Origin of the sequence: Leminorella richardii (assembly GCF_900478135.1) — a bacterium.
GTDB classification, from domain to species: domain Bacteria; phylum Pseudomonadota; class Gammaproteobacteria; order Enterobacterales; family Enterobacteriaceae; genus Leminorella; species Leminorella richardii.
The window spans coordinates 2655442-2668735 of record NZ_LS483470.1 but is presented as its reverse complement, the minus strand read 5'-3'; the positions used below and the strand labels follow the sequence as shown (position 1 = coordinate 2668735).

Genomic DNA, 13294 nt, shown 5'->3' with positions numbered 1-13294 from the left:
TCTCTTATTTTTATTCGATAAGCAATCTCCCGGTTGCCCGATGTCGGCTGTCCGACGTCGGGCATTGAGCGGCGATTTTCTATAGGAAAACGCAAAGGAAACATTATGGCCTTAACCCTTGAACAGGAGCTGGCGCTGTTGGCGCTGCTCAATGATAAAAAAACCACCCTGTCGGAACTTCCGGCCGCGACGGAGCTGGGCTCCGACGACCTGATGCTGACGCGTCAGGGCATCATCGATAAGTCAATCACCGGCGATACATTAAAGCGCTATGTGATGCCCCCAGAGGCTTCTCTGACGGTCTCCGGCATTGTGAGACTAAACAGCGCTGTCGACAGCCGAGATGAAACCACGTCGGCAACGCCAAAGGCGGTAAAAGAGGCTTACGATCTGGCAAAAGGTTCGCTGGTAAAAAGCGCCAACCTGTCTGATTTAACTGACCGTCTGGAAGCCAGAAAGAATCTCGGCCTGTCGGACATTCCGTCCTTGTGTTATCCCGTGGGTGCTCCCATTCCATGGCCGTCGGATATTATTCCTGAAGGCTATGCAGCGATGGTCGGGCAGGCGTTTGATAAAGCCCTCTATCCTCAGCTAGCAAAGGCGTATCCGTCAGGCGTTATCCCCGATATGCGCGGCTGGACGATTAAAGGGAAACCGGAATCCGGTCGAGATGTGCTTTCGTATGAGATGGATGGTAATAAAGCCCACACGCATACGGCAAGTATTTCAAATACGGATTTGGGGTCGAAAGCGACATCGGCGTTTGATTATGGGACGAAGACGACTAGCTCGTTTGATTATGGCACAAAGACGACAAATTCAGCTGGTGCACATACCCATGCATCTCAAGCATCTATTGGTTTTGGCCGTGATGCATATGTGAATATAGCGGCAAATGGTGATAATAATTCTAGAAACTATTCTGTAACTATTCCATCAGCAGGAGCTCATACACATACTGTAGGAATAGGTGCTCATACGCATACGGTAGGCATTGGATCTCACTCTCATAGCATAGCTTTAGGTAGTCATTTACATAACATATCTATTAACGAGTCAGGAAATATAGAGGTAACAATAAGAAATATTTCATTCAATTATATTGTCAAACTTTCTTAATTTTAAATGTGTTGTTTTAATTCTTTATATAGTATCTGATTAATAATATATTGGGGAATATATGGCTTTAACTCTTGAACAAGAGCTGGCACTGCTTGCCTTGCTTGATGAACAAAAACTGACTTTATCGGAACTCGATCTCGCGAGTGAATTAAACAACGGAGATCTGATGTTAGTTCGTCAGGGAATTCTAGATAAATCCCTTAAAGGCGAAACGCTAAAACGCTACGTTACACCGCCGTCGGCCTCTCTGACTGTTTCTGGATTAACCAAGTTAAATAACGCCGTAAACAGCAGTGATGAAGATGTTGCAGCAACGTCTAAAGCGGTGAAATCAGCCTATGATTTGGCTGGAAAAGCACTGATGAAAGACTCCAATTTAGCGGATTTAACCAATGTGGCTGATGCTCTTACAAACCTTGGTTTGGGGGATGCGGCGTCTCGAAGTGGCATTACTGCCCTGAACAGTCAAAACGGCTGGTTATCAATACCGGTAGCGATCGGTTCTTTTCGACAAACTATCATTATCCAGTGGGGGTCTGTATCGATATCGTCACGAGGAACCACACCAGGCGTCGATGGATGGATTCAGAGCTCAGTATCAATGGGTTTTCCGATCGCGTTTCCATCGATATGTTGTTCAGCAACATGCTCACTGCAGCATGGAGGTACTAGCACTCAATGGGTCGCAATACCTAATTTGAGTATCAGTAGCAGGCTCGGAGGAATTTGCCGCTTGCAAACGCAATATCAAATGGAACTAATCCCATCTGTATCTTGGATAGCAATAGGGTATTAAAATGACAAACAACTACGTTTTTAGTGCTACGGACAACTCATTTTATCCGACAGAGTTACGGGAGATGTATGAACATGCGGGAACATGGCCACATGATGCACGTCCTGTCGATGATACCAGCTTTGCCGAATTCTCTGGTTTTGCTCCAGAAGGTAAATCAAGAGGAGCAGGCGACGATGGTTTCCCGTGCTGGGTAGATATTTTACCTCCGGTAGTTGATGAACTGATAGTGACTGCGTCCGTTGAAAAATAAAGGATAATAGAGGCGACAAACGAGTACATCAGTTCTCGGCAATAGCCATCGAAATTAGCCCTAGGGCGGTTATCCGCAATTGAAAAGGCGGAATTTAACCGCTGGTTAGACTATCTCGACAAAATTGAGGCCGTAAATGTTACGGCCTCGACTATCAAATGGCCTACGCAGCCGGAGGCAGTGGCCAATTAATAGGGATGGCGGTGATATCAACGCGAGTTAGCGAAACACGGTATTTCCGCCATTCGTCGTATCTCTGACGTTCTTCAGCTGTGGCCATTTCTAATTCAACAGCATCAGCCAGCGGCTCAACAACTGTATTTGCCACTGTAATCAGCCTCTGTTTTTCAGCGGCCGCTGCCGTTATCAGTTCATCAACCGACAATGGTGGAATATCCACCCAGCATGGCAAACCGCCCTCACTTACAACCCGAATTTTTCCCTCTGGCGCAACCCCGCTGAGCTTAGTAAACAGAGCGTCATCAACCTCTAAGCCGTCAGTAGGCCATGTCCCGGCCGCATCATAAACTTCGCGGAGTGCCAACGGATAAAACATGTTATTTATTGCGCTAAATATATAATTTTTCATATTAGTATCCAATTGCTATCCACATAAGCTGTCGGGAATGAGCTAAAGAACCCGTTGTGACATAAATTTGGGCGTCGGCACCGAATCGAGTTGGCATGCCAATAGAAAAGGTTTGTTGTGCATTTCTGTATTCAGGTACAGCATCATAGTTAGCCGAAGTGATTCCGGTACTAGTTGTTATACTAAAACATCCGGTCGGAAAGGCGATTGGATATGTGATATCACATTTATAACTTGCAGCTCCTACTCCGCTTGTCCACTTTCCCCACTGAATAATAATTGCAGTTTCTGATCCACCTACTTTTATTGGTATTGATAGCCAACCATGGTCTGACAAAAGAGCCTTGGCCGCTGCTAATTTTGCCGCCTCCCCCAAACCAAGGTTTACAAGAATGCCTTTATTCCTCATGTTTGCCACAATATCCCTCTTCTTTCCCAAAATAAGGACGCTGAAAATGGCAATCATTGGCTATGTTCGGGTTTCAACAAATGAACAAAATACTGAACTACAGCGAAAGGCGCTTGAGTGCTTAAACTGTGAGCACATTTTTGAAGATAAAATGAGCGGTAAAAAGGCTGAGCGGCCTGGATTAAAGAAGGCGCTGAAGCAGCTAAATACGGGAGATACACTTGCAGTATGGAAGCTCGACAGACTGGGAAGATCGATGAGAAACCTGGTTTTACTCATTGATGAGCTGCATCAGCGAGGCGTACACTTTCGCAGCGTTACCGATAGCATTGATACCTCTTCATCCATGGGAAGGTTCTTTTTCCATGTCATGGGGGCGCTGGCGGAGATGGAGCGTGAGCTTATTGTTGAGCGAACGAATGCCGGGCTGGCCGCCGCGCGGGAACAGGGACGAATCGGTGGGAGGAGGCCGAAGCTAACGGTTGAGCAGTGGGAGCAGATAGGCCGTTTAATTGAAAAAGGGCACAGCCGTGCGGAAATTTCCCGTATTTACGACATATCCGAAAAAACAATTTATCGATATCACCCGGCAAAAAACTTCTCAACAGTGAAATAAATATTAATGCTGCTGAAATAAGAGATTAATTTAGCTTTCTCCTATTTTTAGTGGCAAATTTATTTATCAATCTTAATCCACTTTCTATGGAGGTGGAGAGCATTCATGTGGGTTTTCGCGTAGTATTTACTGCAATATGAAGAAATATATTGTGGTGGGACCAAATGTTTATAAAGAAGAAGGAAAAATAAATTAGGATTAGAAGTGAAGTAAATAACCCCAAAAGGGCGCTATTCACTTCACTTACGTAGTTTATTAACCCCTATCTCCTTAAACCCCTGGCAAATCAAACGCCAGCACTTCACTGTCACCGTAGGCGGTCACGTTCAGTTTGGCTTCGTCCCACAGGGCGAGGCCGTCGCTGGCGGAGGCCTGTACGCCGTTGACGTCAATTTGACCCTTCACTACCTGAAGCCAAACTCGGCGACCTTTAGTGATAGGATATTCTGCCTTTTCCCCATCATCCATCGCCCAGCGCCACAGTTCCATATCCTGATAAACTTTCAGCGAACCGTCGCGTGCATCCGGTGAGAGCACCAGCTGGCGAGCATGCTTTTCCGTAAACGACTTTTGCTCATAGCGCGGTGCGATGTCCTGCTCGCTGGGAATAATCCAAATCTGATAAAAGTGCAGCGGTTCGGTCGCGCTCGGGTTGTATTCCGAATGGCGAACGCCGGTACCTGCACTCATGATTTGGAAATCCCCTGCGGGAACCCGCTCTTTATTGCCCATGCTGTCCTGATGCTCGATAGCACCTTCCAGCACGTAGGAGAGGATCTCCATGTTTTTATGGGGATGAGTTGGAAAACCCTGTCCGGGAGAAACCCGATCCTCATTGATAACGCGTAACGCGGAGAATCCCATAAAGTTCTCGTCGTAATAATCGGCAAATGAGAAGCTGTGCCAGCTGTCCAGCCAGCCGTGATTAGCATGGCCGCGAACGTCGGCTTTACGTAGATAAATCATAATGAAACCTCCTTAATGTTTATATTAAGTGTAGTTCATTGAGTGTGTAGAGATAGCGGAATTGTGTCACGAAGACGGTCAAAAAAACTGAATGAAAGGCGATGCAGGGAATAAAAACGGCGTTCCGCATTTGCCTGTGGAACGCCGTTTTTTATAGAGCTAATCCGTTCTGAACGCTATTGAGCGATGCTGTCCAGCAGGTTAACGCCGCTGCGTTTTGACATCGTTTTGCGATAGGCATCTACGCGGGTGGGGTAGTGTACATCCTTAACGATGGACATCCCACGAAGGGCGGGGAACAGGTGAATATCGTCTACAGAAAGCTCGCCGTTACAGGCTTCCGGTGACTGAATCAGAGCGTCAAGCTTGAGCAGGTCTTCTTCCAGTTGGGCCTTAAGGGCTGGCGTATTGTTAAGATGCTGTTCGAAGCTGCCAATAGCGGCCTCTTTCTTTTTGGCGAAGTAGGCACGAGAGGATGGCGTACTGAACTCGGAGAATTCTGCCTTGGCATAGCGGGGGATCAGCAGGTGATTAAGGTAGGCTGAAACCTCTTTTAACCAGTTAGCTACGGCAGGGTTAGCGCTTCCAGTGATCGCTAGCGTACCAAACTCTTTGTCGACATAGTGAACGATGTCCATGCTCTCAGGCATAAAGCTGCCGTCGTCTTTTTCCAGTATGGGCGCCATCTTCTGGCCGATCATGCGAACCGGCGTTTCTTCATCGTCGTTGAGAAGGGTCACCATTTCAAACGGAATGTTTTTCAGGCCGAATATCATGCGCGCCTTTACGCAGTAGGGGCAGTGATCGTAAACGTATAGCTTCATAGTGAAGTCCTCGAATTAGAGCAAACGGTAGACCGTCTTCTACCGGAGGCAGTCCAGAAAATGGATAGATGCCGCGATTATCTCATTGAAACACGCGTTGGCAAAGACGGCTTTACGGGATGCTGCATTATCCCATAGGGCTACATAGCTCAATCAAGATTCCGGAAGGTGAACGCACATAAGAGACGGTTTGTCCCCAGGGCATGGCCTCCGGTGCTTTAAGTTCGGTAGCGCCATATAGTAACGCTGAGGCGTGAGCCTGAGTGACGTCATCAGTGACTAAAGCTATTTCCATACCCAACGGCTTTTTGCTGTCGCCGCAGTGTACATAGCCGTCGGGGAAGTGGCTGTCGCCAAGCTGCCGGTCGGCGAAGGCTAGGGTTGTTTCTCCCGTTTCTAGCTCGCCGTAGGCGCCGCTCTCGTGTAAAAAGCGCGTGGGTAAATCAAAGGCTTGATTAAAGAAGTTAAGCGTTTTTTCAACGCTGTCGACATAGGTGATGGTATAGCTAAATTTTACCATGAGCGTTTATCCCCGCGGTGCCGTCTTTGTATAAATTATGAACGACTCCGCGGGAAAGTGCACGTTTCACTTAGCGCAAATGAGCGGGGCGGCCGTGGCCTGGACGAGAATGGCTCGGTCGGTGATTGTAGCGAGAGCTGTTGTAATACGGGCGAGAATACGACTTATAGCCATGGCGATAGCCGTGATTATCGTAGCGATACTTATAGCCATTGCCCAGAATATAGCGGTAGCCATAGTAGCGCTTATTGTAATTTTTGTGGCTGTAGCCACGATTGTTCTTATACTTATAGGATCTATCATTATTGTGTTTTTGATAGTGCCCGTGGCGGTTATTACTATGGCGATCGCGCGCTTCAGTAGCGGCAGATGCACAAAATGAGATGGCCAGGATAGCGATAAATAGGGTTTTCTTAAGTGTTTTCCTTAGCATTTCCTTATACTCCTTATCAGGTGGCGTACCCTCATCATTGCAGGTTAGGGAAATTGTTCAATGCACTGGGGTGCGTTTTACGCTTTTTTTACGCTTGCCTAACGGAAAGGGAGCGAGAGGACGAAAAAAGGCGCCGTAAGAGGCGCCTTAGAAAGCTAAAGCCAGCCATTAGTTAGATGTCTAAACGCTTTGCCTGCCACTTGCGGGACTTCCAGCGCCAGGTGTTGGCTAAGCCGCGCAGCCACTCGTCGCACATAAAGCCGATCCAAATCCCCATAATCCCCATCCCCATTTTGATTCCGAGGAAGTAGCCGATAGGAATCGACACACACCACATAAAAAACAGCGCGGTTTTGACCGGGAACCATGCATCGCCTGAGGCGCGCAGAGCGTTGACCATAACGATATTGAAAGTTCTTCCCGGCTCAAGAAAGACCGATAGAATAAACAGCGGCAGCAGCATGTTGATCATGTCCTGATCTTTTGCCAGCAGCCCCATGATGTTTTTATCAAATATCCAAAAAACCACCACGACGACGATGGTTGCACCGATGCCAAACTTCAGGCTTTTGAACGTGCGCCGATAGGCGTCTTCAAAACGCTTGGCGCCGACCAGATGGCCGACGAAGATTTCGTTGCCGATGCTAATGGCAATGCCGAACATCATGACGAACAGCGCTATCTGGAAATAGAGCGTCTGAGCCGCCAGCGCGGTTTCCCCCATCAGGCCGATAAACGCGTTGGCCGTCATGTAGTGCACTATCCACAGCAGGTTTTCGCCAGCCGCGGGCAGGCCGATATAGAGAATTTTCCTCAGCAGATCCATCGACCAGTGGAAAAACAGGCGGAACTCTAGGCGAATGCGCAGGCCGTAGTTAAGCAGGCAGGCCAGCAGGATGATACAGATAACTCGACCGAACACCGTTGACCACGCGACGCCCACCAGCCCGGCGTCAAACACATAGAGCACAAAGATATTGCCGATGACGGTGATAACGTTAACGATAAGCGTCACGTACATCGCTACTTTCGACTTGCCGTACACCCGCAGGCAGGCGGCCAGAATCAGAGAAACCGCTTCAGGGATCAGGCAGATGCCGAGAATATGCAGATAGCTAAAGCCGTCCTTCATCAGGTGCGGCGGCATGTTCATAATTTCCAGCGCCCGATAGCCGAAAAAGAACAGAATGGCCGCACAAAACAGGCCGATAACAAAGTTAAAGGCGATGGAAACGTGAATAGCCTTCTTGGCGACTTCCGGCTGGCGAGCTCCCAGATACTGAGCGATAACAACGCTACAGCCCACACTGATAAAGCTGAAGATAGTAATGCACAGATCGAACACCAGGTTACCCGGCCCCATAGCGGCCAGATAGGACTTGGAAACCTGGCTGACCATATAGGTATTGATCAGCAAAGTTGAAAAGTGCAGCAGGAGATCGATAAAAATCGGCCAGCTCAGCGAAAACAGCGATCGCTCAGTAACATCGTTATGATGCATGTAAAAAAACCTTAATGACTTACCTAATGACTTTAACGTAATGGCGCAACAAAAGAGCACTGCCTAAGGCGAGGGGAAAAATCCGACGCGTATTGTATCACCGTTTGATAAGCTGCCTCCAATGATAAACGCGCTTTTTATTTATTTTTGGTTTGGGAATATATCGGTTTTAAGTAACCCATTGGCTTTGGCGGAAATTTTATAAAAAAGGGCTGGGGGATCGCTTTTTTCCGGTGTTATGCTAAGGCGTGTTGTGGCGCTTTTAGTCCAGAGATGGGGCAGGGCCAACTTCACGATGAACAAAAATATAATGATGAATAGGAAAACAGCGTGGTTAAGAAAATCAGAGCAGCGGTTGTCGGCTACGGCAACATCGGAAAATATGCGATCGAAGCCCTGAATGCGGCTGACGACTTTGAGATTGCAGGCGTAGTGCGCCGCAGTGTGGGAGACAAACCGGCAGAGCTGGCGCCTTACCCTGTAGTGGACTCTATCGATAAGCTGGATAACGTCGACGTGGCTATTCTGTGCTCCCCGACGCGCGCCGTGAAAGACGTGGCGCTAGACATTCTGGCTAAGGGTATCAACACGGTTGACAGCTTTGACGTTCACTCCAAGATTGTCGACCTTAAGCACTCACTGGATCCGGCCGCTAAGGCCAATGGTGCAGTTTCAATCATTGCTGCCGGATGGGATCCGGGGTCTGACTCTATTATTCGCGCGCTGATGCTGGCGATGGCGCCCAAGGGCATCACCTATACCAATTTTGGCCCAGGCATGAGCATGGGGCACTCGGTCGCGGCGAAGTCTATTGCCGGCGTGAAAGACGCCCTGTCGATTACGGTGCCGCTAGGCACTGGTATTCACCGTCGCCTAGTGTACGTTGAGCTAGAGAGGGGGGCTGATTTTGAGACGGTAGCCCGCACTCTGAAAGCCGATGACTACTTTGCCTCCGATGAGACTCACGTGAAGCAGGTCGACTGCGTAGACAGCCTGAAAGACATGGGGCACGGTGTGCACATGACCCACAAAGGCGTTTCCGGCGCGACCCAGAATCAGCTGTTTGAGTACTCAATGAGAATCAATAACCCGGCGCTGACGTCGCAGTTTCTGGTGTCCGCCGCGCGGGCAACCATGAAGATCTCTGCGGGCGCCTATACGGTCATTGAAGTTGCTCCGATTCACTTCCTGACCGGAGAAACCGACAGCCTGATCGAGCGTCTGGTGTAAAGCATCAGTTCGATAAACGACAGTAAGCGCCCCGCCTCGAAGCCCGAGGCGGGGCGCTTTTTTTGTTAGCCGTCTAGCGGGGCACTCTCAGTCCTCCCTCCACGCCGTTTGGGCTCAGTAAGACCTGCCAAAGCTGAATGTCTCTCGCCCTAAAAGCGCCCGCGCAGGCGTTTAAATAGTAGCTGAACATCCTCTTGAAGCGCTCATCGTAGCGCCCGGCTAGCCGATCCCAGTTTTGGATAAAGCGTTGATACCAAGCCATCAGTGTGGGATCGTAGTCGGCACCGAAGTTGTGCAGGTCTTCAATCACAAAGTGGCGCTCACAGGCGTGGGACAGGTTAGCGACGGAGGGCAGGCAGCCGTTAGGAAAGATATACCTGTTGATCCACGGATCGACGTTAGCCTTCGTCTTTTTGGAACCGATAGTGTGCAGTAAAAACAGCCCGTTTGGCTTAAGGTTGCGCGCGGTCACCTTAAAGTAAGTGTCATAATTTTTAGGGCCAACGTGTTCAAACATGCCGACAGAAACGATGCGGTCGTAGCGGTTATGCAGATCACGATAGTCCTGTAGGATAATATTGACGTCCAGATCGCAGCAGCGCGCCTGCGCCAGCTTTTGCTGCTGTGCCGAAATGGTGACGCCGTGCACGCTGACGCCGTAATGCTTGGCTGCATAGGCGGCTAGCCCGCCCCAGCCGCAGCCAATATCCAGCAGTGTCAGCCCCGGTCGCAGTTGGAGCTTCTCACAGATCATCTTCAGCTTGTCCTGCTGAGCCTGCTCCAGCGTGCTGGCGTTTTTCCAGTAGCCGCAGGAGTACTGCATATAGGGATCGAGGATTTCGTTGAATAGATCGTTGCCGAGATCGTAATGCCGCCTGCCGACCATCCAAGCGCGCTTTGTCGACTGTAGATTAAAAATCCGCGCTCCGGCAAGGCGCATTAGGTCGCTGAAGCGTTTAGGGATGCAGCTTTCCAACCCGGCGCGCAGAATACGGTGGAAAAATATATCCAGCCGCGAGCAGTCCCACCAGCCGTCCATATAGCTTTCCCCCAGCCCCATAGACCCCTGCCGCAGTACTCGCTTAAAAAACTGTGGATGATGAACCTGAATATCAAACGGCCGTAAGCCATTAATTCGAATATCTGCCTTTTGTAGCAGCTCATCGGCCATCCGATACCAGGAACTGGTTTGAATGCCGATATCTTCAATAGAGGATGAGCTCATAGTTTCTCCGTCACTTTGTTGTAGCGCAGCCCGCCTCAGAAAGAGGTAAGGCTGAAGAGACCGTTAGGCCTGGCGCTGCATGCATGAATGCTGTTAGTTACAAGATAGAGAGAAAAACCCAAAGGAATGCCGATCGGGTTAGCCAGTCCGCTGGTGAATGGCGGTACGTTCCGCGACCGTCAAGAGAGTGATGATAAAACGCTGTACGCATTTTTCATTTTTCATTGCTAATTTGTTCAGTATAGGGCGGGGAAAAGCGTTGTTCAAAGTTTAGTCTGACATGATGTAAGGGCGTTTTTATTCCATATCATTATTAATAAATAGGGAGAAACCAAAGCGTGCCAGAGCAGGCACGCTTTGAGCAGGCGACTAGTCATCGAATTGAGAAAAAGATGCGCCTTCTTGCCCGCAGCTAAATACGCGCACCCAGTCAACCAGCAGCAGCCGATAGTCAGCGAGAAAGCGGTCCATTTCGGCACTTATCATATCAGCCTTAGCGTCAGGTTCTTGCTGGAGGTTCAAAGCGACAATATGGCCCAGCTGGTCAGTCTGACCCCATAAAGTAAAACCCGAGGTGAGGCGGAGTGCAAACCCATGAGTAATGACCGCGGCGACTCTGCTGAAAGCCACTCCGGCGTAAATGTGTTCGACACTAAACGACTGATGAAGCGCAGCGAGTGTCAGCGTATCGTCATTCAACGGCTGTGAAATTCGCTTACGCAGGTGGAGTTGAGTAAACCCTGCTTCTTGGCGCTGGTGGTGATAGATATTCACAATGTCGTTAAATTCTAGCGAAATAGCGTCTTGCTGAGTTTGTGAGACAAATTCAGTTTGTCGCCAGTCATCCTCATGGCGAACCAGCATATTTTCTAAAGACGGCGCGCTTTCCTGCTCCGGCACGGCGTCATTAATCGTTGGCAGGCTAAACAGGATTTGGCTGGGATCGACCATTGTTGTCTCATATTGCGCCAGCTCAATGGTCACTTTTCCTGTCTTGCGAAATTCACTTTTTTGCGGCGGAAGGGCACTCACCACTTGCCACTCTTCCTCTTTGATGTGTAGCGTGGTGTCTATTTCAAACGTATCGGGCAGGCTATCGATTGGGACATCCGAGCGCATAAAGGGAGCGCTTTCGCCCTGTTTCACAAATTCAACCCTGATGGTTGTATGTTTTTTGCCAAAGCCAAACATGAAAAATCCTTTTATTGTCGAAGACGAAGAACGTCGCTATTTTAGCGCTATGTCCGCTTAACCTAAAGAATAAGAAAAGCACCGGAGCCTCTGATGACTGTTATTCCCCGCACTCAGCTTGTTTATGCCATGTCTGCCGATAATGCCCCAGCGTGCCGCGTGCCTGCCGGTACAGAGCTGCTGTTTCAAACCTGCGACTGTTTCGAGGATCAGATAACGTCCACTGAAACACCGTTCAGCAGCCTCGACTGGCAGAGAATTAATCCGGCGACAGGCCCGGTTTGGATTGAAGGAGCCGAGCCGGGGGACAGCCTAAAAGTCACCATCAAGCGCATTACCATAACCTCTTCACAGGCGGTTATGGTAACGCTGCCGCAGCTTGGCGTACTTGGGGATGAGCTAACGGAATCGCAGGTGCACAGTGTGGCGCTGGTGGACGGTGTTGCACTGCTGCCCGGCGGTATTCGCGCACCGGTATCGCCGATGATTGGCGTTATTGGCGTCGCGCCGGAAGGTGAGGCAGTTTCCTGCGGTACGCCGGGAGATCACGGTGGAAATATGGACAGCAAAGTTATCCGAGAGGGAGCGACACTGTGGTTGCCGGTCAACGTTCCCGGAGCGCTACTGGCGCTGGGGGATCTCCATGCAGGCATGGGGGACGGTGAGGTTTCTGGCTGTGGCTTGGAGGTGGCGGGAGAAGTGCTGCTGTCGGTTGAAGTGGTCAAGGGGAGGCCCTATCCGCTGCCGATGGTGGTCGACAGCACGCGTGTTTATACTCTGGCTTCAGAGATTCAGTTAGACGATGCGGCAGCGCGCGCCACGAAGAACATGTCTCGTTTGCTGGTAGAGCGCGGGGGGCTTAATCCCCCTGATGCCATTAGCCTGATGAGCATTATTGGCGATCTTCAAGTGTGCCAAGTGGTCGACCCGCAAAAGACCAGTCGCTTTTCCATGCCGCGCGAAGCTCTTGAACTGCTGGGGATTCGCTTTTAGCTAGAGTAGAGGCTGAAAGTACAATAAAAAATTTTGATATGGAGATGGATATGTCCCGGTTTGGAAAATGGTTTGCGCTGGTCGCTATGGCGGCCATGAGCGTTTTTTCTCTGTCAGTTCAGGCGGGCGCTCCTGGCCCTTATCGTTTAGCGTTCGTCGATATTTCCGAAGCCCCCTATCAGGACGGGCAGGCGCTGGCCATAGAGCTTCGAAAGATGGAGCGGCTGTCAGAAGTGCAAAAAGAGGACTGTTTCTTATGCAACGGTGCTAAAGACAATGACTATATCGGCGTGATTTATCTGTACACCCTGCCCGTTGGGCTGGAAATTAGCGAACTGCGCGCTGCCGTCAACGGTGACGACGCGGCAAAGCGACGTATGCAAACAGTGCTTAACCGCTTTGTAGATTATGACGGCACAGGCATTGACGGCCTGCTGATCTATTCGCATCGAGAAGGCAAAGTTAGCGTTTATACCATGGACAGAAAGATCGGCTCGAAGCTGCTCGAAGAGAGCCGCCCGGTTAAAAATCGCCTGCTGCCTTCCAGCCTGGACACTTTGCTGGAGAAGGCAGCAGAGAAGCTGGATCGGCCAGTTTAAGTAAAAAAACATAAAAAACGCACGGCT

General features: G+C 49.8%; 14 protein-coding genes and 3 pseudogenes. 8 read left to right on the top strand and 9 right to left on the bottom strand.

Annotated features, from left to right (window positions below; genetic code table 11):
* Nucleotides 1-105: 105 nt before the first annotated feature.
* From DQM29_RS18760 to DQM29_RS18635, 4 genes and pseudogenes are all read left to right on the top strand, one after another.
* Nucleotides 106-354, top strand: a pseudogene (locus DQM29_RS18760) (hypothetical protein); the annotation flags it as partial.
* Between the two features lie 138 nt (nucleotides 355-492).
* Nucleotides 493-840 (top strand): annotated as a pseudogene (locus DQM29_RS18755) (phage tail protein); the annotation flags it as partial.
* 340 nt (nucleotides 841-1180) lie between these two features.
* Nucleotides 1181-1918 (top strand): tail fiber protein, encoded by a 738-nt coding sequence (locus DQM29_RS12285; protein ID WP_111740961.1) that lies wholly within the window; start codon nucleotides 1181-1183, stop codon nucleotides 1916-1918.
* A 1-nt stretch (nucleotide 1919) separates the two neighbouring features.
* Nucleotides 1920-2363: pseudogene (locus DQM29_RS18635) on the top strand (tail fiber assembly protein).
* Here DQM29_RS18635 and DQM29_RS12275 read toward each other — a convergent pair.
* On the bottom strand, nucleotides 2335-2772 hold the full coding sequence (locus DQM29_RS12275; RefSeq protein WP_232054911.1) for a tail fiber assembly protein: 438 nt from the start codon (nucleotides 2770-2772) through the stop codon (nucleotides 2335-2337). The pseudogene DQM29_RS18635 and the gene DQM29_RS12275 overlap by 29 nt on opposite strands.
* Nucleotides 2762-3226 carry a gp53-like domain-containing protein gene (locus tag DQM29_RS12270; protein WP_111740959.1) on the bottom strand — a complete coding sequence of 155 codons (465 nt, stop codon included), beginning with the start codon at nucleotides 3224-3226 and terminating at the stop codon, nucleotides 2762-2764. The genes DQM29_RS12275 and DQM29_RS12270 overlap by 11 nt, the downstream gene beginning before the upstream one ends.
* Here DQM29_RS12270 and DQM29_RS12265 point away from each other — a divergent pair.
* Nucleotides 3216-3785, top strand: a complete 570-nt coding sequence (locus tag DQM29_RS12265; protein ID WP_111740958.1) for a recombinase family protein — start codon at nucleotides 3216-3218, stop codon at nucleotides 3783-3785. The two genes, DQM29_RS12270 and DQM29_RS12265, sit on opposite strands and share 11 nt — an antisense overlap.
* Nucleotides 3786-4055: 270 nt before the next feature.
* On the opposite strand, the gene DQM29_RS12260 is transcribed toward DQM29_RS12265, so the two are convergent.
* From DQM29_RS12260 to DQM29_RS12240, 5 genes are all read right to left on the bottom strand, one after another.
* Nucleotides 4056-4751, bottom strand: coding sequence for a pirin family protein (locus tag DQM29_RS12260; protein ID WP_111740957.1), 696 nt, complete (start codon nucleotides 4749-4751; stop codon nucleotides 4056-4058).
* Between the two features lie 176 nt (nucleotides 4752-4927).
* Nucleotides 4928-5575 carry a glutaredoxin 2 gene (gene grxB / locus DQM29_RS12255; RefSeq protein ID WP_111740956.1) on the bottom strand — a complete coding sequence of 216 codons (648 nt, stop codon included), beginning with the start codon at nucleotides 5573-5575 and terminating at the stop codon, nucleotides 4928-4930.
* A gap of 127 nt (nucleotides 5576-5702) precedes the next feature.
* The gene (locus DQM29_RS12250; protein WP_111740955.1) at nucleotides 5703-6095 is read right to left on the bottom strand and encodes a VOC family protein; all 393 of its coding nucleotides are present in this window, start codon (nucleotides 6093-6095) and stop codon (nucleotides 5703-5705) included.
* Nucleotides 6096-6165: 70 nt separating this feature from the next.
* The gene (locus DQM29_RS12245) at nucleotides 6166-6528 is read right to left on the bottom strand and encodes a hypothetical protein (RefSeq protein ID WP_111740954.1); all 363 of its coding nucleotides are present in this window, start codon (nucleotides 6526-6528) and stop codon (nucleotides 6166-6168) included.
* A gap of 172 nt (nucleotides 6529-6700) precedes the next feature.
* Nucleotides 6701-8029 carry an MATE family efflux transporter gene (locus DQM29_RS12240; protein WP_111740953.1) on the bottom strand — a complete coding sequence of 443 codons (1329 nt, stop codon included), beginning with the start codon at nucleotides 8027-8029 and terminating at the stop codon, nucleotides 6701-6703.
* 330 nt (nucleotides 8030-8359) lie between these two features.
* On the opposite strand from DQM29_RS12240, the gene DQM29_RS12235 reads away from it, so the two are divergent.
* Nucleotides 8360-9259 (top strand): diaminopimelate dehydrogenase, encoded by a 900-nt coding sequence (locus tag DQM29_RS12235; RefSeq protein ID WP_111740952.1) that lies wholly within the window; start codon nucleotides 8360-8362, stop codon nucleotides 9257-9259.
* A gap of 73 nt (nucleotides 9260-9332) precedes the next feature.
* Here DQM29_RS12235 and cfa read toward each other — a convergent pair whose 3' ends face one another.
* Entirely contained in the window at nucleotides 9333-10484 is a 1152-nt protein-coding gene (cfa, locus tag DQM29_RS12230) for a cyclopropane fatty acyl phospholipid synthase (RefSeq protein WP_111740951.1), read from the bottom strand.
* Between the two features lie 369 nt (nucleotides 10485-10853).
* Nucleotides 10854-11630 (bottom strand): hypothetical protein, encoded by a 777-nt coding sequence (locus DQM29_RS12225; RefSeq protein ID WP_145960368.1) that lies wholly within the window; start codon nucleotides 11628-11630, stop codon nucleotides 10854-10856.
* 138 nt (nucleotides 11631-11768) lie between these two features.
* Between DQM29_RS12225 and DQM29_RS12220 the strand changes: the two genes are divergently transcribed.
* Together DQM29_RS12220 and DQM29_RS12215 are read left to right on the top strand one after the other, a co-directional pair.
* Complete coding sequence (locus DQM29_RS12220) at nucleotides 11769-12668, top strand: acetamidase/formamidase family protein (RefSeq protein WP_111740949.1); 900 nt, start codon at nucleotides 11769-11771, stop codon at nucleotides 12666-12668.
* Between the two features lie 50 nt (nucleotides 12669-12718).
* Nucleotides 12719-13267, top strand: a complete 549-nt coding sequence (locus tag DQM29_RS12215; RefSeq protein WP_111740948.1) for a hypothetical protein — start codon at nucleotides 12719-12721, stop codon at nucleotides 13265-13267.
* The last annotated feature ends 27 nt before the right edge of the window (nucleotides 13268-13294 follow it).